General features: G+C 55.7%; 18 protein-coding genes. 4 read left to right on the top strand and 14 right to left on the bottom strand.

Annotation, left to right across the window (positions count from 1 at the left end):
• Positions 1-4: 4 nt before the first annotated feature.
• From lysS to ffh, 10 genes are all read right to left on the bottom strand, one after another.
• A complete protein-coding gene (gene lysS, locus ACHUE7_RS08665; protein ID WP_394169615.1) occupies positions 5-1,507 on the bottom strand; it encodes a lysine--tRNA ligase in 1,503 nt (500 codons plus the stop codon).
• Between the two features lie 81 nt (positions 1,508-1,588).
• A protein-coding gene (prfB, locus tag ACHUE7_RS08670; protein ID WP_394169616.1) for a peptide chain release factor 2 occupies positions 1,589-2,684 on the bottom strand; the annotation gives its coding sequence in 2 pieces (ribosomal slippage) (positions 1,589-2,611 and positions 2,613-2,684; 1,095 coding nt in all).
• 447 nt (positions 2,685-3,131) lie between these two features.
• A complete protein-coding gene (recJ, locus tag ACHUE7_RS08675; RefSeq protein WP_394169617.1) occupies positions 3,132-4,856 on the bottom strand; it encodes a single-stranded-DNA-specific exonuclease RecJ in 1,725 nt (574 codons plus the stop codon).
• Positions 4,857-4,861: 5 nt separating this feature from the next.
• Complete coding sequence (gene thrC / locus ACHUE7_RS08680) at positions 4,862-6,265, bottom strand: threonine synthase (RefSeq protein ID WP_394169618.1); 1,404 nt, start codon at positions 6,263-6,265, stop codon at positions 4,862-4,864.
• Between the two features lie 323 nt (positions 6,266-6,588).
• On the bottom strand, positions 6,589-7,887 hold the full coding sequence (locus ACHUE7_RS08685) for a homoserine dehydrogenase (RefSeq protein WP_394169619.1): 1,299 nt from the start codon (positions 7,885-7,887) through the stop codon (positions 6,589-6,591).
• Between the two features lie 257 nt (positions 7,888-8,144).
• A complete protein-coding gene (gene rplS, locus ACHUE7_RS08690) occupies positions 8,145-8,510 on the bottom strand; it encodes a 50S ribosomal protein L19 (protein WP_348475580.1) in 366 nt (121 codons plus the stop codon).
• A complete protein-coding gene (trmD, locus tag ACHUE7_RS08695; RefSeq protein ID WP_394169620.1) occupies positions 8,510-9,295 on the bottom strand; it encodes a tRNA (guanosine(37)-N1)-methyltransferase TrmD in 786 nt (261 codons plus the stop codon). Before trmD ends, rplS begins: the two co-directional genes overlap by 1 nt.
• Before the next feature lie 29 nt (positions 9,296-9,324).
• Positions 9,325-9,861, bottom strand: a complete 537-nt coding sequence (rimM, locus tag ACHUE7_RS08700; protein WP_127555078.1) for a ribosome maturation factor RimM — start codon at positions 9,859-9,861, stop codon at positions 9,325-9,327.
• 23 nt (positions 9,862-9,884) lie between these two features.
• Positions 9,885-10,136, bottom strand: coding sequence for a 30S ribosomal protein S16 (gene rpsP, locus ACHUE7_RS08705; RefSeq protein ID WP_394169621.1), 252 nt, complete (start codon positions 10,134-10,136; stop codon positions 9,885-9,887).
• A 417-nt stretch (positions 10,137-10,553) separates the two neighbouring features.
• On the bottom strand, positions 10,554-11,963 hold the full coding sequence (gene ffh, locus ACHUE7_RS08710; protein ID WP_394169887.1) for a signal recognition particle protein: 1,410 nt from the start codon (positions 11,961-11,963) through the stop codon (positions 10,554-10,556).
• Between the two features lie 175 nt (positions 11,964-12,138).
• Here ffh and ACHUE7_RS08715 point away from each other — a divergent pair, with 175 nt between their 5' ends.
• The 4 genes from ACHUE7_RS08715 (at position 12,139) to ACHUE7_RS08730 (ending at position 15,849) form a co-directional block, all read left to right on the top strand.
• Positions 12,139-12,933, top strand: coding sequence for a cytochrome C assembly family protein (locus ACHUE7_RS08715; protein WP_394169622.1), 795 nt, complete (start codon positions 12,139-12,141; stop codon positions 12,931-12,933).
• Between the two features lie 126 nt (positions 12,934-13,059).
• Complete coding sequence (locus ACHUE7_RS08720) at positions 13,060-14,304, top strand: HlyC/CorC family transporter (RefSeq protein WP_220432509.1); 1,245 nt, start codon at positions 13,060-13,062, stop codon at positions 14,302-14,304.
• 332 nt (positions 14,305-14,636) lie between these two features.
• A complete protein-coding gene (locus ACHUE7_RS08725; protein WP_394169623.1) occupies positions 14,637-15,053 on the top strand; it encodes a DUF4864 domain-containing protein in 417 nt (138 codons plus the stop codon).
• 76 nt (positions 15,054-15,129) lie between these two features.
• On the top strand, positions 15,130-15,849 hold the full coding sequence (locus ACHUE7_RS08730; protein WP_394169624.1) for an RNA methyltransferase: 720 nt from the start codon (positions 15,130-15,132) through the stop codon (positions 15,847-15,849).
• Between the two features lie 78 nt (positions 15,850-15,927).
• On the opposite strand, the gene hppD is transcribed toward ACHUE7_RS08730, so the two are convergent.
• From hppD to phhA, 4 genes are all read right to left on the bottom strand, one after another.
• Positions 15,928-17,016 carry a 4-hydroxyphenylpyruvate dioxygenase gene (gene hppD / locus ACHUE7_RS08735; protein ID WP_394169625.1) on the bottom strand — a complete coding sequence of 363 codons (1,089 nt, stop codon included), beginning with the start codon at positions 17,014-17,016 and terminating at the stop codon, positions 15,928-15,930.
• 521 nt (positions 17,017-17,537) lie between these two features.
• The gene (tyrR, locus tag ACHUE7_RS08740) at positions 17,538-19,097 is read right to left on the bottom strand and encodes a transcriptional regulator TyrR (RefSeq protein WP_394169626.1); all 1,560 of its coding nucleotides are present in this window, start codon (positions 19,095-19,097) and stop codon (positions 17,538-17,540) included.
• 138 nt (positions 19,098-19,235) lie between these two features.
• Positions 19,236-19,577: a 4a-hydroxytetrahydrobiopterin dehydratase gene (locus ACHUE7_RS08745; RefSeq protein ID WP_394169627.1), complete on the bottom strand. Its 342-nt coding sequence runs from the start codon at positions 19,575-19,577 to the stop codon at positions 19,236-19,238.
• A gap of 139 nt (positions 19,578-19,716) precedes the next feature.
• Positions 19,717-20,511: a phenylalanine 4-monooxygenase gene (gene phhA / locus ACHUE7_RS08750; RefSeq protein WP_394169628.1), complete on the bottom strand. Its 795-nt coding sequence runs from the start codon at positions 20,509-20,511 to the stop codon at positions 19,717-19,719.
• Positions 20,512-20,665: the final 154 nt, after the last annotated feature.

Consider the following 20,665-nt stretch of genomic DNA (forward strand, 5'->3'; position numbering starts at 1 on the left):
CTGTTCACTCGCCCGACTGGCGAGGTTTCATATGGGGGAAGAGAATAACGTCCTTGATCGACGGAGAATCGGTGAAGTACATCACCAACCGGTCAATGCCGATGCCCTCGCCGGCCGTTGGCGGCAGGCCGTATTCGAGGGCATTGATGTAGTCTTCATCGTAAAACATGGCTTCGTCGTCCCCGGCGTCTTTCTCGGCGACCTGGGCTTTAAAGCGCTCGGCCTGGTCGATCGGGTCGTTCAGCTCCGAGAAGCCGTTGGCGATTTCGCGACCACCGATGAAGAATTCAAATCGGTCGGTCACCTCAGGGTTGTCGTCGTTACGACGTGCCAAAGGTGATATTTCTGCCGGGTAGGCGGTAATGAAGACCGGGTTGCGCAGCTTTTCCTCAACCGTTTCTTCAAAAATCTCGGTCTGAATGCGGCCCAGGCCCCAGTTGTCCTTTACCTGAATGCCCAACCCAGTGGCCACGGCAGCGGCGGCCTCGCGGGTATCAATATCGGCCGCGGACAGGGTTGGGTTGTACTTGAGAATGGCATCGAACATGGTCACCCGCTCAAACGGCTGGCCCAGATCGAACGTTTCGCCCTGATACACCAGTTCGGTGGTCCCCAGTACATCACGCGCGAGGGTACGCAACATATCTTCGGTCAGGTCCATCAGTTGGTGGTAGTCGGCATAGGCCTGGTACCACTCCAGCATGGTGAATTCCGGATTATGCCGTGTGGATACCCCTTCGTTGCGGAAGTTCCGGTTAATTTCGAAGACTTTTTCGAAGCCACCAACAACCAGCCGCTTCAGGTAGAGCTCGGGCGCCACACGCAGATACATGTCGATGTCCATGGCGTTGTGGTGGGTGGTAAAGGGCCGTGCCGTGGCACCGCCGGGAATCACCTGCAACATGGGTGTTTCCACTTCCATAAAGTCACGATCAGACAGATAGCGACGAATGCCATTGATGATGCCGGCGCGAATCTGGAAGGTCCGGCGTGTTTCATCGCTGGTAATCAGGTCCACATAACGCTGGCGATACTTCATTTCCTGGTCCGAAAGGCCATGGAATTTATCGGGCAGCGGGCGCAGTGATTTGGTCAGCAGCACCATGTCATCAATGCTGGTCACTTCAACGTACAATTCACCCTTGCCCGATTTGGACAGGGTGCCACGCACACCGACGATGTCGCCGATATCCAGCAACTGCCAGTCGGTGCTTTCTTTCTGCAGGGCTTTGCCCAGGTAAAACTGAATGCGGCCGCTGACGTCATGCAAACCGACGAAAGGACCACCCCGGCGCATGACACGGCCGGCAACGCTGACTTCAACCTTCAGATCGACAATGGCTTCTTTTTCCAGCTCACCATACTGCGCCTGGAGGTCACCGGCCATCTGGTCGCGTTTGAAGTCGTTCGGAAACGCCTGTGGGCGGCTCTCGGCCAGGGTGGTGAGCTTTTGCTTGCGCTCGGTGATGATGTGGTTTTCATCGTGGTCGGTGTGCTTGTCGGTCATATGCAGTCTGTCCAGTGTTGCTCAGCCGCTCTCGGCGGCTGCAGATTAATCGGTGCCCGACTAAAGCCGGGCTGGCCAGGCTTAGAGGCCTTTCTTGAGCGAGGCTTCGATGAAGGGATCGAGCCCCCCTTCCAGCACGGCCTGGGTGTTGCGCGTTTCAACGCCGGTGCGCAGATCCTTGATGCGGGAATCATCCAGCACGTAAGAGCGAATCTGGCTGCCCCAGCCAATATCTGACTTGGAGTCTTCAACCGCCTGAGCCGCTTCGTTCCGTTTTTGCATTTCGAACTCGTACAGTTTGGCCTTCAGCATTTTCATGGCCTGGTCTTTGTTCTTGTGCTGGGAGCGGTCATTCTGACATTGGGTGACGATGCCGGTCGGGTTGTGGGTAATCCGCACGGCCGATTCGGTCCGGTTAACGTGCTGGCCACCGGCGCCCGAGGCTCGGTAGACGTCAATGCGCAAATCGGCCGGGTTGATGTCGATTTCGATGTCGTCGTCGACTTCGGGCGATACGAACACCGATGAAAACGAGGTATGGCGACGGTTGCCCGAGTCAAACGGCGATTTACGGACCAGGCGATGCACGCCAGTCTCTGTGCGCAACCAGCCGAAGGCGTACTCACCTTCAAAGCGAACGGTGGCTGATTTAATGCCGGCCACTTCGCCTGCCGATGCTTCCATCAGTTCGGTTTTGAAGCCTTTCTCTTCGCCCCAGCGCAAGTACATACGCAGCAACATTTCAGCCCAGTCCTGGGCTTCGGTGCCGCCGGAACCGGCCTGAATATCAACATAGGCATTGGCCGGGTCCATTTCGCCGCTGAACATGCGGCGGAATTCAAGCTTGGCCAATTGGGCGTCGAGGTCGTCCAGGTCGGCGACAACCTCATTAACGGTACCTTCGTCCTCTTCTGCGGCGGCCATTTCCAGCAAGTCGCTCGCATCGCGGACACCGTCGATGAGGTTGGTCAGTGTTTTAACGATGGTTTCCAGGGAGCTGCGCTCCTGACCCAGTGCCTGCGCCCGTTCCGGGTCGTTCCAGACATTCGGTTCAGCCAGTTCCCGTTCAACTTCAGCCAGTTGTTCTATCTTCTGGTCGAAGTCAAAGATACCCCCTAAGCACGTCGGTGCGCGCTTTGAGGTCTTTTATCTGTTCTTTAATCGGATTAATTTCCACGTACCGCTCCTGTTCGTGTCTTGATAGTACAAACCCATGAAATTTAGCGGGGCGCGCATTTTAACGAAATTGATATGCCGGGGGTAGTGATATCCCAATAACCTTTTAAAAAACAATGCTTAAGTGGCTTTGGCCGATTTTGTGGCGCGGCTTTGGAGGCTGGGTTTGCTGTATTGCCTAGGGTTCGTGCTGGCCGCCAGGTAGGCTTGTGCGGGGTCGGCGTTAACCCGTCCATGGGGCCTAGACCGCAGGATATGAATCCCATCCATGGGATTCACACTATGGGCTCGCTGCGCTCATGCTAAAACGCTCCCGGCGTTTTAGTCCATGCTGCGGACTCCCCCGCACAAGCCTACCCGTCAACCACCACTTGCTAAGGTGGTAACGCCTGTCTCAGTGAATTCAATGTTGGAATACTGTCAGGTTTTAATGGCTGTTTATAACAGCCTATATCGTCTCAAGAGGTTTTATTGCATCAAATATTAGCTGCACGGTTTCCCGGCCCCTGAATCGATTACAGGATAATTGATAAATACCAGATAAAGCCCTGTTTTGCGTTGGCCAGACATCAATATCAATATTAAAAGCGATGGCCTCAATGCTTTGGCCTTCCTTATCCGACAAACTCAGTTTTAAATGCCGTTCACCGACGATTTTTTGCTGCTCAATCCAGAAATCACCCTGAAAAACCGGGGCCGGAAAGCCCTGTCCAAACGGACCGGCCTGTTCCAGAGCCAGGGCCGTACCCAAATCGCGTTCTTTGGCGCTGAGCTCGCCATCCGTCATAACCATTGGCTGCAGGGCTTCGGGCTCGCACAGTGCCTGAACCGCCTGTTCGAACCAGTGCTGCAATCGTCCCTCATTGCCCTCGGAAAGCGTCAGACCGGCAGCCATGGCGTGGCCGCCGAAGGTAATCAGCAGTTCAGGGTCTTGTTTGGCGATCCAATCGAGGGCGTCGCGCAGGTGAAAGCCGGGAATGGAGCGCGCCGAGCCTTTCAGGCGCCCGTTATCTGAACCGGCCAGTGCGATGACGGGTCGGTGGGTTTGTTCTTTGATGCGGGAAGCCAGAATACCGATCACCCCTTCATGCCAGTCGGCCTGGTATAGAACATGGCCGTTGCGGGGCGGTAAATCGCTGATCTGTTCCAGTGTTCGCTGAGCTTCGACTACCATGGAGCGTTCTATGGCACGACGCTCGCGGTTCAGATCTTCCAGTTGTGCCGCCAGCTGGCGTGCTTCTCCCGGGTTATCGGTCAGCAGGCAGCGGACGCCAATGGCCATATCATCGAGGCGGCCAGCTGCGTTGAGACGGGGACCGACAACAAAGCCAAAGTCGGACGCCTGAGCTCTTTGCCATTCTCGCCCGGCGACTTCAAACAGAGCCTGAATGCCAGGCCGGGATTGCCCGGCGCGAATGCGACCCAGGCCCTGGTTGACCAGGCGGCGGTTGTTGGCATCCAATGGCACGACATCGGCGACCGTTGCCAGGGCAACCAGATCCAGCCAATGGGCCAGGTTGGGCGGCTGCACAGACTGTTGCTCGAACCAGCCGCGGTCGCGCAGTTCAGCTCGCAACGCAATCATCAGATAAAACGCCACGGTACAGCCGCAGGCGGCTTTACTGGCAAATTCGCAGCCTGGCTGGTTGGGGTTAACAATGGCTTCGGCGGGTGGCAGGTCGGTGCCTGGTAAGTGGTGGTCCGTAATGAGGACGGCAACCCCAGCAGCCTGCGCTGCTGCGACACCATCCAGGCTGGCGATGCCGTTATCGACGGTGATGATCAGGTCCGGAGAGCGCGTCAGCGCCTGTTCTACAATGGCAGCCGAAAGGCCGTAACCGTATTCGAAACGATTGGGCAGCAGGTAATCTACCTGGGCACCCAGGGCTCGCAGTATCTGAACCACCAAGGCGGTGCTGGTAGCGCCGTCGACGTCGTAGTCGCCGATAACCAGAATGCGCTGATGGTGATCCAGCGCTTTGATTAACAGCTCAACCGCCGACTCAATGCCTTTCATCGTCTGCCACGGCAACAAATGTTGCAGGGACGTATCCAGTTCTAATGATAAGCGCACGCCGCGAGACCGGTAGATCCGGTCCAGCAGCGGTTGCTCAGCGACGGCGGCTCCGTCAGGAACGGGTCGGGTCTGGAGGTTGGGAAACGGAGCGGCCACGCCGCTCAGCTACCCTCGCCGAAGACGGCGTCGGCGACATAGGCCTGAACCCGGCCGAGCTCGTTGGGCAGTACGTCATACCGCTCCGGCCGGTCGAACAAGTCAGTCAGGTGGTGCGGTAATTCCGGAGATTGCAAACCAGCCTGTTTAACCGCGTCGGCAAATTTCACCGGATGGGCGGTGCCCAGGGTGATCATCGGGTCGATGGCACTGCGCCGGGTTTCCCGGGCGGCTTTTACGCCGATGGCGGTGTGCGGATCAAGCAGATAGCCGGTTTCTTCGAAGACCTGTTTGATGGTGCTCACTGTGACAGCATCGTCGACGCCGTAGCTGTCGAAGACTTCCCGGGCCTTGGCCAGACGGGCTTCGTCCAGGGTGACGGTCTCAGTGTTCATTTTGTTCATCAGGTCGGCCAACACAGCGCCATCCCGATCGTACAGGTCGAACAACAGGCGTTCGAAGTTACTCGATACCACGATGTCCATCGACGGCGAGAGGGTGTGGGCCAGCGGGTGTTTTTCGTAAACGTTGTTGCTCATCACCCGATGCAGAATATCGTTCTGGTTAGTGGCGACGATCAACTGGCTGATCGGCAGGCCCATCTTACGCGCCAGGTAACCGGCAAATATGTCGCCGAAGTTTCCGGTCGGAACCGAAAACGCCATTGAGCGGTCCGGCCCACCCAGGTTCAATGAGGCGTAAAAATAGTAAACGATCTGGGCCATAATCCGCGCCCAGTTGATCGAGTTCACCGCGACCAGGCGGCGCTCGCCGCGCAGAAAGGATTGATCACCAAAGCTGGCTTTCACCATGCTCTGGCAATCGTCAAAATTGCCTTCAACAGCCAGGTTGTAAATATTGTCGCCGGTAATGGTGGTCATCTGGCGGCGCTGCACGTCTGAGACGCGGTTGTGCGGATGCAGGATAAAAATATCGATGTTACTGCAGCGCTTGCAGCCTTCGATAGCTGCCGAGCCGGTATCGCCAGACGTTGCACCCATGATAACGACTTTCTCGCCGCGCTTTTCCAACACATGATCAAGCATGCGCCCGAGCAATTGCAGAGCGAAGTCCTTGAACGCCAGGGTCGGCCCCTGAAACAGCTCCAGCACGAATTCGTTGTGGTCCAGCTGGGTCAGCGGTGCAATGGCCTTGTGGCCAAATACGCTGTAGGTGTCTTTCAACATGGCCGCCAGTTCATCGTCGGCGATGGCGCCATCAACAAAGGGCTTGATGATGTGAAAGGCCAGCTCGTGATAAGGCAAGCCGCGCCACTGGCGAATCTCATCCAGCGAATACTCGGGCAAGACTTCCGGCACATAAAGGCCACCGTCTGAAGCCAGACCGGTTAACAAAACATCTTCAAAACCCAGGGTTGGGGCCTGGCCCCGCGTGCTGATGTATTTCACGAATCAAGTCTCGTTAGAAAGGGTTCGGCCGGGTACAGGCCCGACGGGTGTTCAACTCAAGTTTCACAGTTGGCAACCAATTGAGTGTCAGGTGCCGGGGGTACCTATCCGGGGTAGTCTGCAGCAGGGACTAAAATGCAAGGAGCATTTTAGCACGAGCGCAGCGAGCCCGAAGGGTGAATCCCATGGATGGGATTCATATCCTGCAGTCTAGGCCCCATGGATGGGTTTACGCAGACCCCGGATAGGTACCCCCGGTGCCTGACACGGACTCATGGCACCAATGGACAACCAAACTCCGAAACTTGGGCTATAAAACCAATTTAGCCATCCAACTGTTCAACACGAATGCGAACGATCGGCTTGGTGACTGACTCCAGTGCCTGCATGGCACTGATGGCATCGTCCATCCTATGTTCACGTACCGGGTGCGTCAGCAGAATAAGCGGCACGACGGCCGAGTCATCTTCCGGCTCTTTCTGGATGATGGCTTCGATGTTGATGCCCTTCTCGCTCATGATGCGCGCGATGTTGGCCATCTGGCCGATCTCGTCTTTCACGGTAATGCGCAAGTAATAAGCGGTGACGATCTCACTGACCGGCAATACCGGCATGTTCTCGGTTTCCGAGCTGTAACCCAGATGTGGAACGTTACCGGCATTGTCGATTTCACGGGCGATATCGACGATATCCGCAATGACGGAAGATGCCGTCGCCTCAGAACCGGCGCCAGGGCCATAGTACATGGTCGGGCCTACGGCATCGCCTTCCACCAACACAGCATTTAAAACGCCATTCACATTGGCCAGCAGACGCTTGGACGGCACCAGAGTTGGGTGCACTCGCAGTTCGACGCCTTCGTTGGTTTTGCGGGTGAAGCCCAGGTGCTTGATGCGGTACCCCAACTCTTCGGCGTATTTGACGTCCTCGCGGGTAATCTGGCTGATGCCTTCGGTGTAGACCTTGTCGAACTGGAGTGGAATACCGAACGCGATAGACGCAAGAATCGTCAATTTGTGTGCAGCATCGATGCCTTCCACATCGAAGGTCGGATCGGCTTCGGCATAGCCCAGTTCCTGAGCCTCCTGCAATACATCTGCAAAAGCACGGCCTTTTTCCTGCATTTCAGTCAGGATAAAGTTACCGGTGCCGTTGATGATGCCGGCCAACCACTTGATGTCGTTGGCGACCAGACCTTCGCGGATGCCCTTGATGATCGGGATACCGCCGGCGACGGCCGCTTCATAGGTGACTACCACGCCCTGGGCTTCGGCGGCCTTGAAAATCTCGTTGCCGTGGATCGCTATCATCGATTTGTTGGCGGTCACCACATGCTTGCCATGTTTGATGGCTTCGAGCACCAGTTCTTTGGCGACGTCGTTGCCGCCGATCAGTTCCACCAGGATATGAATATCCGGGTCCCGTGCAACATCGAAGATATCGCGCGATACCTTGACGCTGCCCAGGTGGCAGGCCGGGTTATCCCGACGGGCACCAACGTGGGTAATTCGCACAGGCTTTCCGGCACGGCGCGCAATGTCTTCCAGGTTGCGCTGCATGACGTTGAAAGTACCACTGCCTACGGTGCCAAGACCGCATAATCCCACATTGACTGATTTCAAAACTGACCTCATTAACTGACTGGAATCCAACATCGGCCGGGCATACGCCGACCGAACGGTAGGGAGTTCAAAACATACTGAGCGCGCCGCTGGGTGTCAACGCGAAACCCGCGCCAAAAGCGGACTTTGGCCCCAACGACCGTGATATTTTCGCAACAGGCTGTTTCACGCGCCCAGACGCCTCTGGAACGCCAATAAAAAAAGGCAGCCGAGGCTGCCTTTTCAAGATCGTCACAGAGCGATAATCGCTCAGCGTATTAACGCTTGTGATCGATTTTTTCCTTGATGCGTGCAGACTTACCTGAACGCTCACGCAAGTAGTACAGCTTGGCCTGACGCACGTCACCACGACGTTTGACTTCCACACTGTCTACAACCGGTGAGAAGGACTGGAAGGTCCGCTCAACACCAACGCCGCTGGAGATTTTACGAACCGTGAAAGCTGAGTTCAGGCCGCGGTTACGCTTGCCAATCACGACGCCTTCAAAGGCCTGCAAACGCTCACGCTCGCCTTCTTTAACTTTAACCTGAACAACCACGGTATCACCCGGGCCGAAAGCAGGGATTTCTTTGTTCATCTGTTCAGCTTCAAGTTGCTGAATAATCAAATTGCTATTGCTCATCAAATCGCTCCTGATCCATTGCGCGAGTTCTGCTCATTGAGATACTCGTCCAAAAGCGCCTGCTGTTCTGCGGTCATTTCCCGGTCAGCCAACAGGTCTGATCTACGTTGCCAAGTGCGCCCCAGTGCCTGCTTAAGCCGCCACCGACGAATGTTATCGTGGTGACCACTGAGCAGTACCTCCGGCACACTCATTCCATCCAGTACTTCAGGTCGTGTGTAATGTGGACAGTCCAGCAATCCATCGGCGAATGAATCTTCAACCGCTGATGCCTCATGCCCCAGTACGCCGGGAACCTGCCGGCCAATGGCATCGATAAACGCCATGGCGGCCAACTCGCCACCGCTGAGCACAAAGTCACCCAACGACCATTCTTCATCCACTTCGGTCTCGATCACACGTTCGTCGATGCCTTCATAACGGCCGCAAACGAATATCATGTGCCGATACCGCGCCAAGCTCTGTACGCCGGCCTGATCCAGTCGTCTGCCCTGAGGCGACAAATAGATCACCCTGGCCTGGTTGCCGCTGGCGGCTTTCGCTGCCTGAATTGCATCCCGCAGGGGTTGCACCTTCATCAGCATGCCAGGCCCGCCCCCGAAGGGTCGGTCGTCCACGGTACGGTGCTTGTCGTGGGTGTAATCGCGCGGATTCCAGAACCCGACGTCAATCAACCCTTGTTTGGCCGCCCGGCCGATCACGCCCTGATCCAAAAAGGATTCGAACATGTCCGGAAACAGACTCACCACACCGAACCATTGCTTGTGCTCAGGCTGAACAGCCATCTTGGCCCGCTCATCCTCTGACGGTATTGTCAAAACTCCGGATCCCAATCAACTCGAATCTGACCCGCTTCAAGGTCCACGTCTTTGATATAGATATCCGGTACGTACGGAATCAGGCGTTGCTGACGGTCGATACTGTCGGCACTGCCGCTGACCACCAACACATCGTTGCTGGCCCCCGCACTCATCATATGATCCACCTTACCCAGTACGACACCCTGCTCATTCACAACGCGCAAGCCTTCCAGTTGATACCAGTAGAACTCGTCGTCAGGTAGCGTCGGCAGTTGATCACTTGTTACCCCGATATCGGCACCGCAGTACTGCTTGGCCTGGTCACGGTCATCACACCCTTCAAAGTGTGCCACCATGCCCTTGCCGTGACTGCGCCCCTTATCAACGGTAATCGGTGTCCAGCGGCCGTTCATATTGAGCAACCAGTGACCGTAATCCAGAATCCGGTCCATCGGTTCGGTATAGGAGTAGATTTTCACCCAGCCCTGAATACCGTATACCGAGGAAACCCGGCCCAGTACGATCATTTCTTCCGGTTTTTCCGGCGTCATACATCAACCCTTGACTGGACGGATCAGCCTTGGGCTTTCCGGTACTCTTTAAGCAGCTGGGCGACACGGTCAGAAGTCTGCGCACCCTTGCTGGCCCAGTATTCGACGCGATCCAGAGAAACGCGCATGCGCTCTTCCTGACCACGGGCGACCGGGTTAAAGAAACCAACACGCTCGATAAAACGCCCGTCACGGGCATTACGGCTGTCGGCTACGGAAATATGATAAAACGGGCGCTTCTTAGAACCGCCACGTGAGAGTCTAATGACTACCATCGCGTCCTCCTGTCTGGGCAAGCTTTGAAATCACCTGCCGTTTTGGATCTTCAGAGGGGTTACCCCTGATCATGAACCGGCTTCAGCACGCTGAAACACGGGTTCATTAACCCAAAGTTATACCGAAAACCGGGCCCACCCCGGTTTTCAAGGCCGCGAAAGTATACGTATTGAGGGCTGTAAATCAAGTCGTAAGGGCTATGTCGGGCCCGGCTGCTCAAGTTTCGGAGTTCGGATTGGCTGGGTGGCATTGGCCCGCAGCGGGTACCGGGTGTACCTCTGTGGGGTCGGCGTAGATCCATCCATGGAGCCTAGACCGCAGCATCCATGCTGCGGACTCCCCCACAGAGGTACACCCGGCACCCGCTACTAGTCTATTGGGCGAACTCCGAAACTTGAACTAAATGAACGTCCCTATCAACCGAAGGGGCCGCGTCCGCCGCCACCCGGGAAACCGCCCGGTGGAAGGCCACCGCCGCCGCCCATCATGCCGCCCATACCGCGCATCATCTTGGACATGCCACCTTTCTTGCCGACTTTCTTCATCATTTTGGACATCTGCTTGTGCTGTTTCAGCAGACGATTGATGTCCTGAATCTGAGTGCCGGAGCCCATGGCGATGCGCCGCTTGCGCGAGCCGTTGATCTTGTCGGGGAAGTGGCGTTCGGCTGGGGTCATCGAATCGATAATGGCACCCATCTGCTTGAACTGCTTCTCGGCGCCCTGCATCTGGTTAGCCGCCTGCCCCATCTGACCCATGCCAGGCAGTTTGTCGACCATGCCCATCAGGCCGCCCATGCTGTCCATCTGGCGCAGCTGGTCGCGAAAATCGGCCAGATCAAAGCCTTTGCCTTTTTTCAGCTTGGCTGCCAGCTGTTCGGCCTTGCCTTTATCGACCTTACGCTCAACTTCTTCGATCAGCGATAGCACATCGCCCATGTCGAGAATGCGCGAAGCAACCCGATCGGGGTGAAAGGCTTCCAGGGCATCGGTCTTTTCGCCCATGCCCATGAATTTGATCGGCTTGCCGGTGATGTGCCGCACAGACAGCGCCGCACCACCCCGGGCATCACCGTCGGCTTTGGACAGCACTACCCCGGTCAGCGGCAGGGCCTCGTTGAAAGCCTTGGCGGTATTGGCCGCATCCTGACCGGTCATGGCGTCGACCACGAACAGGGTTTCAATCGGGTTGATGGCCTTATGCAGCGCCTGAATCTCGGCCATCATGGCTTCATCGATCGCCAGTCGACCCGCGGTATCCACAAGAACGACATCTATATATTGTTTACGCGCCGCTGCGATGGCTGCTTCAGCGATGGCCACCGGTTTCTGAGACGCATCACTCGGGAAAAACACGGCGCCGACTTCACCGGCCAGGGTTTCTAACTGTTTAATAGCGGCGGGACGGTAGACGTCGGCCGAAACCACCATGACCTTTTTCTTATCGCGCTCGATCAGGTAACGCGCCAGCTTGGCGACGGTGGTGGTTTTACCCGCCCCCTGCAGACCGGCCATTAGAATCACCGCCGGCGGCTGGGTGCTTAAATCCAGCGGTTCGCCCTGGGCGCCCATCACCTCGACCAGTTCAGACTGGACGACTTTCAGGAACTGCTGCCCCGGGTTCAGAGCGTTGCTGACTTCCTGACCGACGGCGCGATCACGCACCCGGTCTATGAAAGCTTTGACGACTGGCAAGGCGACATCGGCTTCCAGCAAGGCCATGCGCACTTCGCGCAACGTGGCCTTGATGTTGTCTTCCGTCAGTTTGGACTGACCGGAGATCTGTTTCAGCGTCTGGGACAGACGTTCGGACAGGCTTTTAAACATCATGACTTCCGTGCAAGTGAGAATCGGGGCAGTATAACAGTGCGACGCGCTGGTCTCTATGATGGCTTTTCGACCACCGCGAGCGTGCAGTCCGGTTGGGAATCGCTATCATTTATGCGACACTCAGCCACCCGACCCCGGTCGAACACCAAACCACCCGATTCAAGGAACCTGAATGCTGATCTGGCTTGCCGTCTTGGGATACATCTTCAGTGGCGCCATCGCCCTGCGTGGCCTTTACCGGGTGGAGCTGCCACCCCGGGCCTGGGTATTCTGGCCTGCCGCTGTGGCGGTTCTTGCTCATCTGTCGACTCTGGCCTCCGAAGTCATTGTGCTCGGTGCACTGCAAATCAGCCTGACCAACGCGGCCTCGGTTATCACGTTTTTCATTGTGACGGTTCTACTGATCAGTGGCTGGTCCAAACCGTTGCACAGCTTCTTTGCCTTTGTGCTACCGGCCGCTGCCCTGATCATGATCGTTGTTGCGGTAACGCCGCAGGAGTTTGCGCCCAGGCTTTATCAACCGGGCGTGGTGTTGCATGTCTTTCTGTCCATGCTGGCTTACAGCGTCATCACCATTGCCACCCTGATCGCCCTCTTGCTGGGCATTCAAAACCGCCAGTTACACGAGCACCACCTGAGTGGCCGGCTGAACCGGTTTCTACCGCCCTTGCAGACCATGGAACGCCTGCTGTTTGAATGGCTGATGATCGGTTTTATCCTGCTGACCGCAGCGATGATCTCGGGCGGGCTCTTTGTTGATAATCTGCTGACCCAGGATCTGGTGCATAAAACCGTGCTCACCTTTGTGGCCTGGCTGTTTTTTGCCGTGCTGCTGTTTGGTCATTTTTACCTAGGCTGGCGTGGTGCGCTGGCCAGCCGGCTGACGGTGTTTGGTTTCATCTTTCTGATGCTGGCCTTTTTCGGCTCCAAATTCGTGCTGGAATACCTGCTGCACCGCTATGGGTAGGGTTAAAATGTGCGCCAATTCCGGTTATTCCTTGACACTGAACCCCTCGCACCGCTAAAAAGCACACTTATTCGGTAATTTAGGTTCCCCACCTTGAACGATCTACCCATAGGCCTGCTGTTTCTTATGCTGGGCCTGCTGCTGCTATTCTCTGCTTTTTTTTCCAGTTCAGAGACCAGTATGCTGTCTCTGAACCGTTATCGCCTCAAACACCTTGCCAATGAAGGCCATCGCGGCGCCACCCAGGCCCGTCGACTTCTCGATACGCCCGACCGGCTGATCAGTGCCATACTGATCGGCAATAATCTGGTCAATATCGCGGCAGCTTCGCTGGCGACCCTCATTGCGATTCGACTGATGCCCGAACACCCGGACCTGGCTTTGGGCGTATCCACGGTCACGCTAACCCTTGTTGTACTGATCTTTTCCGAAGTCACCCCGAAAACCCTGGCCCAGCGCTACCCTGAAAAAATCGCCTTTCCAGCTTCCTATGTCTTGCGTCCGCTTCTTGTTTTTCTGAAGCCGGCCATTTGGCTGGTTAACCTGATTGTGAAGGCCATTTTCTGGCTGATGCGCGTTGGTCACTCGCATGCAGGCCAGGAAGCTTTGTCGGCAGAAGAATTAAAGACCATTGTGAACGAGTCTGGCGATAGCCTGCCAGCGCAGCGCCAGAACATGCTGCTGGGCATTCTGGAGCTCGAAAACGTCAGTGTGAACGACATCATGGTGCCCCGTAACGAGGTGTCGGGCATCGATATGGAAAACGACATCGACACCATTGCCGATCAGATCCGTCGTACCGAATACACCCGTTTCCCGCTCTACAAGGGCGATCTGGATAAAGTCATCGGCATTATGCACATTCGCGATGCTGCTGAATTCCTCTATGCCGATGAGCCGAGTAAGGTCATGCTGACCAAGGCGGCGAAAGACCCCTATTTCGTACCGGAAAACACCCCGCTGCACACCCAGCTGCTGAATTTCCAGGCGCAACAGTTGCGCATGGGCCTGGTCGTCGATGAATACGGCGATATTCAGGGCCTGGTAACGCTGGAAGACTTGCTCGAAGAGATTGTCGGTGAATTCACCACAGATTTTGCCAACAGCAGCAAGGAGATTCACCCTCAGCGGGATGGCTCCTACGTGATTGACGGCACCGCCAACATCCGGGAAATCAACCGTGCGCTGGGCTGGGAGCTGCCCATCGATGGCCCCAAAACCCTGAATGGCCTGATTCTCGAGCACATTGAAGACATCCCCGATGCCAACCTGAGCATCAAGATCGACCGTTACCTGATCGAAATCCTCCAGATCCGGGACAACGCGGTCATCGCCGCCAGAACCCGCGAGTTGCCTGCCAAGCGCAAGTAAATCTTTATTCGGTGGCTGGATGTCGTGCCGGCCACCGGGTATGCCTATACGGGTGGTGCGACACTCGCCCGGCGTGAACCCATCCCTGGGCCTAGACTCCGGGATATGAATCCCCTCCCTGGGATTCACCCTCCGGGTTCGCTGCGCTCATGCTAAAACGCTCCTGGCGTTTTAGTCCATGCCTCAGACTTCCCCAGATAGGCACACCCGGCAGCCAACACTCACAAGGTGGTTGCATTCAAACTATTTAAAATAAAGCTCTTCGTTTAAAACCAGCTATCCTTTCCCTGCGTATCCAGTTGTACAAATACTGATCAGAGGGGAAGTGTGTCATGAAACGCTGGCTTGGAATCGCAATCATGAGCCTGGGTCTGGCCACCGCCGCCCTAGCCGAAGACACCACCCCACCCGAAGAGTTTCAACCCCTAATCACCCAGCAACTGGGCGCGTTGCAAAATGGTGACGCTGATACGGCCTACGGCTTCGCTGATGCGGGCATCAAACGCCAGTTTGGTTCGCCCGATCGCTTCTACCGTATGGTCCAACAAGGCTATCGCCCACTGATCGACTTTACCGTTATGCGCTTTGAAGAGGCCCGGGATGGGGGTGACGCCTGGATTCAGCCGATCTGGCTGCGCGACCGAGAAGGCGACGAATACATGGCCTACTACGCCATGCGCCTGAACAGTGAAGACCAGTGGCGCATTGCGGGCGTGCAGCTTACACCTTATCAGTCCCAGGCATTTTAGGCGTTGAGAGCCTGACCCTCTCCACCCTTTTCAGGTAAACTGCGCCTCTTTTATTTTCAGGGGGCGCTTACCCGTCATGGCCTTAAACATTCGCATTATCCTGATCCAGACCTGGCATCCCGGCAACATTGGCGCGGTCGCGCGGGCCATGAAAAACATGGGCTTGTCCGATCTGGTGCTGGTGAATCCGGTCGATTTTCCGAGTGATGAAGCCTACAGCCGCGCAGGCCAGGCTACGGATGTTCTGGACAGTGCTCGCATCGTCCCCTCTTTGGCTGAGGCCATCCACGACTGCGTGCTGGTGGTAGGCACCAGCGCCCGTGATCGCAGCATACGACTGCCCGCCTACACAGCTGAGCAATGCGCCGAAGAAGCCGTTTCGTTGCAGCAACAGGCGCCGGTAGCCATTGTGTTTGGTCGTGAGCGAATGGGTCTGCATAACGATGATATTCAGCAATGCCACGCCCAGTTGAACATTGATGCCAACCCCGACTACCCGGTGCTCAACCTCAGCCAGGCGGTTCAGTTGGTGTGTTACGAAGTGTTCAAGGCAAGTCAGCGGCAAAACCAGTTGCAGCAAGTCGAAGAAGACTATCCATTAAACGAGGATCTGAACCGGTTTTACGATCACCTGGCACAAACCCTGGATGAGATTGGATTTACCAATAGCAAAGCGCCTGGCCAGGCATTAGACCATCTCAAGGCTTTGTATCGCCGGGCACGCCCTACGGCGAAAGAATTGAGGTTGTTACGCGGGGTGCTGAGCAAAGCTCAGGAAGCAGCGGATAAAAGCTGAACACACGAATCAACCTTTGTGTTCAGCTTTCTTATAGAATGCATATCGGGCCAGAACTCTGGCCCATCTGTCTTTTAATCAGTCGCCCTTGATCACACCACGGCGAATCTGATCTTCCTCGATTGATTCAAACAAGGCCTTGAAATTACCTTCGCCAAAGCCTTCATTACCTTTGCGCTGAATGATTTCAAAAAACACCGGGCCAATAACGGTATTGGTGAAAATCTGCAATAAAATACCGGAATCTTCCGGAGCGCCGTCGATGAGGATGCGCAAATCACGCAGCTGGTCGACAGGTTCCTTGTGGCCTTTTACGCGCTCATCAATCTTGTCGTAATAGGTATCCGGCGTTGACATGAATTTCATGCCGCGTTCGCGCATAGTTCGCACGGTCTCATAAATATCTGACGTCGCCAGTGCAATGTGTTGAATGCCTTCGCCTTTGTATTCGCGCAGGTACTCTTCGATCTGGGATTTGTCGTCGCTCGATTCGTTGATAGGAATACGAATCTTGCCACAGGGAGACGTCATGGCTTTGGATACCAGCCCCGTCAATTTACCTTCGATATCGAAGTAACGAATCTCACGGAAATTACCGATACGTTCATAGAAGCTGGCCCATACGCCCATGTTGCCGCGCTGAACGTTGTGCGTAAGGTGATCGACAAATTCAAGGCCAACGCTGTTCTCGGCCACTTTTTCTTCCCAGCCCGGATAAAACTCGAAATCGATGTCGTAAATCGACGAGCCGTCGTACCGGTCCACAAAATAGAGCGTGCTTTCGCCAATACCAAATACTCCCGGGATATTGAGTTCCATCGGGCCAATTTTACCGGTAAAGGGCTTGGCACCTGCTGCAACCGCATGATCCATCGCCTTGGCCGCATTTTTAACCCGCCAGGCCATGCCATTCACACTGGCACCGTGCTGATGCGCAAAATTTTCGGCGTGGGAATTGGGTTCTGCGTTCACGACAAAATTAATATCGCCCTGGCGGTAGAGCCAAACGTTTTTGTTCTTGTGCTTGGCCACTTCAGCAAAGCCCAAACCAAGAAACAGGTCTTTCAGATTCTGAATGCCCTGGGCATCGGGTGCGGTGTACTCGACAAATTCGAAGCCGTCGGTGGCCAGCGGGTTGGCGGTGCCTTGTACCTGCATATCGGTCATGGTGCGTATCTCCAGTTAAGACAAAATCTGTTTTTATTGTCAGCGCTGTTCAACTGTCGGAAACGAAGAAAGCGCGCGCTGTTTTAGGCTGGAGAAACTGTGAACCTACCCGGGGCAGAACGCCAGAGAGTGCCATCAGGTTAGTTGAAGTGCGGTGTCAGCCAATTCCGTAAAGTCTGGCGGACGTTTTTTACAGAGGCTAATAAGTCTATTTATATCAATAAGTTACAGAACAACGCTGCCTCTACTACCTATCTAAATGGACGCTTTCTGATACAGAGTGCGAACCAGAGTTCGCACGTTACGAGCGACGGATGCCGGTGGTACCTCTGCGGGGGAGTCCGAAACATGGACTAAAACGCCAGGAGCGTTTTAGCATGAGCGAAGCGAGCCCGAAGGGTGAATCCCATGGAGGGGATTCATATTATGCGGTCTAGGCCCCATGGACGGGTTTACGCCGACCCCGCGGAGGTACCACCGGTAGCCGACGCGGGCCATAACCACTCAGTTCAACAAAGCGCTTATCGCTTGGCGTGTTTGCCGATGCCGTATTCGCGCAGCTTGTTGGCAATGGCCGTGTGCGATACGCCGAGTTTTTTGCCCAGTTGCCGGCTGCTTGGGTAGGCCGGGTACAGCCGTCGCAACAGGTCGGATTCGAAGCGTTTCATGGCTTCGTCGAGGGAGCCATCGAAGTTTTCTTCGGCATAGCCCCAGCCGCTGGTAAAGCTGGGCAGTTGCAGATGCTCGGGCTCGAGTATGTCGCCTTCGGCCAGCGAGACTGCCCGCAACAGGGCGTTCTCCATCTGGCGGACATTACCGGGCCAGGGGTATTGTTGCAGCGCGTTCTGGCAGGCTCTCGATAACTTGATGCGTCGTCGCTGGGGTTCGGCAAACCGGGCAATAAAACGCTCAGCCATCGGTAGCACGTCTGACTTGCGATCCCGCAGCGGCGGAATGTGCAGTGTCAGTACATTCAGTCGATAGTAGAGGTCTTCGCGGAACTCCCCTTTATGACCCATGTTCAACAGGTCTTTCTGGGTTGAACAGATTATGCGCACGTCGGCCCGGTACTCTTTCTCGTCGCCCACCCGCCGGTAGGTGCCATCCTGCAACAGACGCAGAAACTTGCTTTGCAGCACCTTCGACATATCGCCGATTTCATCCAGGAACACGGTACCGCCTTCCGACAGCTCCAGAATCCCTTTTTTGGCCTGGGTAGCGCCTTCAAACGCACCTGCCGCATAGCCAAACAGCTCGCTCTCCGCGACGTTATCCGGCAGAGCCGCGCAGTTAAGCACCAGGAAGGGTTTGTCTTTACGCAGGCTGTGCTGATGACAGGACTTGGCCAGTAATTCCTTACCCGTGCCCGTCTCGCCGGTAATCAGCAACGGTGCATCCAGCCCTGACATGCGTTTGGCCTGGCGGATCACGCGCTTCATCGACTGGCTTTCAGCGATCAGCATTTCGAACTCACCAGTTTGCTGGTGATAGGCCGTCATCTGCCGACCCAGACGCTCTGGAGATTTAAAGGTAATCACACCGCCTGCAAACAGCGTTTCACCACTTTCGGGGCCTTCACCCGGCAGCCAAATTGGGTAAATGTCGGCCAGAAACGTTCGGCCTTTTAACTGCATGTGGGTCGACTCGGTGGCGGGTTTTTTGCCACCCAGCCATTTGTTGAAATTAAAGCCCTTAACCCAGTTCTTGAGCAGCTTGTTGACCACATCGGCATCGGGCAGTTGCAGAATATCCAGCGCCGCCTCGTTGGCGATCACCACATAGCCCTTGCTGTCGATTGAAATCACCGGCTCTGGCAACGTCTTCAACAGGGTTCGCAGTTCCTGCTGCTCCCGTTCGGTAGGCATATAGGGGATCATCGAGACGTCGTGAATGCCGGGAATCAGGCGAATCTCAGGCATCAGGTGCTGAAACTCGTCGAACTCAACGGTGGGGAAATTCAGGTAGATCTCACCGCTGGGGTCAATCTCGATACCGCGCAAATCGATCTGGTGATTCACCAGAATATCCAGCACCTCGGCACAGATACCAAGACGTTCTTCGCATTCAATTTTCAGCCGCATGCTGCTCTCCGTTATCTACCGTCTGTACGGTGATCTTGCCGGAGGCCTAAGCTGCCGCAGAAGCGACCTATTGTCAACTGTTCTTTACAGCCTAGTTAACTCACGAGCCGGGGCGCTGACAGCACCCCGCCGTGGCTTTCACTGCCCTTTTACCAGAGCATCGGTTTTGGCCGCACAAATAAAATCATTGCGATGCAGGCCTTTGATTTTATGTGTCCACCAGGTCACCGTGGCTTTACCCCATTCGGTAACTATTTCCGGGTGATGCCCTTCCGACTCGGCCAACTCACCAACCTGATTGGTAAAATCCAGAGCGGCGCGGAAGGTTTTAAACTTGAAACTGCGTTGCAACTGCAACATGCCGTCACGGGTGATCGGCTGCCAGTCAGGAATGTCTTTAATCAATTCCGCCAATTCATCGTCTGAAACCTGGGGCGCTCCGGCCTGGCAGGCCTCACAGTGTTCTGCTGCGAGAGTCATGCTGTCTCCTTAGTTAACTCAAGTTTCGGAGTTTGGGTCACCTGAGAGGCCTTGGCCCGCAGCGGATGCCGGGTAGGTCCCTGGGCGAACCTCGAAACTTGAATTTGTTAATTCATTTAGGTCATAGACCGATACCGGTTCACACCGCCTGCTTTTGCTCAAACCGTGGGGCAAACAAGCCCAGTCGCTTCGCCTCCTGAACGGCCCCCATAATATCCATGCGGGCAATGTCGTAGAGCTGATCTACCGACTCCAGACAGTAGTAAACCGGCTGCATGATGTCGATGCGATAAGGCGTACGCAGTACCGAGACCAGGTCAAACGGCAACCTCTCGGGCACCTCGCTGTTAAAGGCATAATCGGTTTCGCCCGGAGACGACAGGATGCCGCCACCGTAAATGGCCCGGTTATCACCCGATTGCAGCAACCCGAATTCGACGGTAAACCAGTACATTCTGGCCAGGAAGACGCGGTCTTCTTTAGAGGCGTTCAGGCCCAGTTCGCCGTACAGCTGGGTAAAGTCGGCAAAGGCCTGATGCGTCAGCATGGGGCAGTGGCCGAATATCTCGTGAAAGATGTCCGGTTCCTGCAGGTAATCGAGTTCACGCTCCGAGCGAATAAAGGTCGCCACCGGGAACTGGCGGCTGGCCAGTAACCGGAAAAATTCGGAGAAATCGATTAGAGCCGGTACCGGGGCTGTCTTCCAGCCGGTGGCTTTGGTCAACACCGCATCAATTTCGGCCAGTTGCGGTATCCGGTCTTCGGGCAGGTTCAGGTGCTCCAGGCCATCCAGATACTCTTGGCAGGCCTTACCGGGAATGGCCTTGTTCTGACGACGGACCAGCCGTTGCCATATATCGTGCTCAGCTGCTTGCCAGGCCACATGCCCCTGAGCATCGGGCTCATGCGCCACATAGCGGCTTGCCTTTGCCATTGTATTCACCCTTATCTTTTTTGTGTTCGGGATCGGAAACCATGCTGGCCTGTTGGTCCAGTCATCATTTCAACGACAATGATTGAGGCCTCTGTTGTACCTCTGAACCCGTCGGGGCAACAATGGGGGCGCTGCTGGTCGCGGCCTGGAATTT

The sequence above is a fragment of the Saccharospirillum alexandrii genome (assembly GCF_043641555.1).
Lineage (GTDB): Bacteria > Pseudomonadota > Gammaproteobacteria > Pseudomonadales > Natronospirillaceae > Saccharospirillum > Saccharospirillum alexandrii_A.